At 67.0% G+C, this 1,420-nt stretch carries 1 protein-coding gene; it reads right to left on the bottom strand.

Translation table 11 applies throughout. The annotated features are described in order from the left end of the window. Positions 1-39: 39 nt before the first annotated feature. Positions 40-1,197, bottom strand: a complete 1,158-nt coding sequence (locus ACTWPT_RS59940; protein WP_443186467.1) for an ISAs1 family transposase — start codon at positions 1,195-1,197, stop codon at positions 40-42. Positions 1,198-1,420: the final 223 nt, after the last annotated feature.

Here is a 1,420-nt window from a genome sequence, read left to right as displayed (position 1 = left end):
CAGGGCTCCGGCGTAGTGGGGTTTTGTCCCGTTTCTCGATCATGCGAGGTTGAGGACGGTGAGAGCGCGGGTGGCGTCGCGGGAGATGTAGCGGATGGCTTGGGCGATGTTGTCGGCGCCGTTCAGGCGTAGGGCTCCGATGGCGAGGTTGCGCAGGGTGGCCATGGCGCGGGGTGCGTTGCCGGTGCGGACCTGACTGTGGTCTTCGGTGTAGGTGACGTCGCGGACGTAATGCAGCCGGTTCTCGATGCTCCAGTGGCCACGGATCCAGGCAGCCACGTCGGCGGGAGGGGCCTGCCAGGCGGGCAGATCCGTGATCGCGTAGACGGTCACGGTCCGCCACCTGCCCGCACTGCTGTTCCTGACCTGTCGCTTGATCTGCATCGCCTGGACGGCGTGGGGGAACAGCAGTCCGGCCTTGACGGTGACGACTTTGAGCGTGCGGCGTTCTTCACGTCCGTGCCCGCGGTCACGTTCGCGGTGCTGTACGGGAATCTGTTTCCAGGACAGCCGTTTGACCTGCGCATACAGAGTGGGCTGGTTCTTCTTGACGATCAGCACGTAGTGCGCCCGTTTCTGCTCGATGAGGAAGGTGGCGTGCTCGCGCTGGGTGTGCAGGGCATCGGCGGTGACCACGCGATCGTCCAGGTCGAGACGCTCCAGCAAGGGCTGGAAGCGGGTGATCTCGTTGGTCTTTCCGTCCACGTCGGTCTGCGCGAGCACCAGACCGCTGCCGTGGTCGAAGGCGGCCAGCAGATGCACCGGCTCACCGCCGCGGTTGCGTGCACCGCGCAGTGCCTTGCCGTCGACGGCCACGGCCCGGCGACGCGCACGAGCCGGGCCGTCCGCAGAGGTGCCGGCCGTAGCGGCTCGTCCGGCCAGCCAGGAGCACACCGCCTCATCCAGGGCGTCGGTATCGAGCTGCTCGAACAGACGCCGCACGGTTGACTCGTCCGGCGGCTGCCATGCCCGGCTCAGCGGATCTCGCCGGACGCCGAGGACGGCCAGCACCTGGGCGGGGGCATCAGCGATCCACTCACCGATCGCGGTGAACGAGCGCGCGCCGGCGAGCACGGCAGCTGCGGCACCGGCCAGTAACGACGCCAGCGCATGGCGAACGCCACGCGGATCGCGGGGGTCGGGCAGGCGTTGGAAGCATTCCAGAAGGCTGAGGCAGTCGGCAGCGGAGGCAGCCACCGGCCCGTGTTCGGCCAGTTGGCCAAGGGCAGCACTGATCGGCGATGATGACAGGACAGGCACGTTCTTCTCTGGTGATCATTAGGCGTCGAGAACCTCATGATCTCGAAGGTCGTGCCTGTTCTCGTCCTCAGACGAGTCTCCAGACCCCTCTTACAGCCCCCGAACAGTCACGCCACGAAAGGGACGCTCAGGCTGTTACCGATACCTCGCCGTGGCCCTG

The sequence above is a fragment of the Nonomuraea sp. 3N208 genome, assembly GCF_052245935.1.
Taxonomy (GTDB): domain Bacteria; phylum Actinomycetota; class Actinomycetes; order Streptosporangiales; family Streptosporangiaceae; genus Nonomuraea.
Note: the sequence above shows the minus strand (reverse complement) of the source record. Positions and strands in the feature narration are given on the sequence as shown.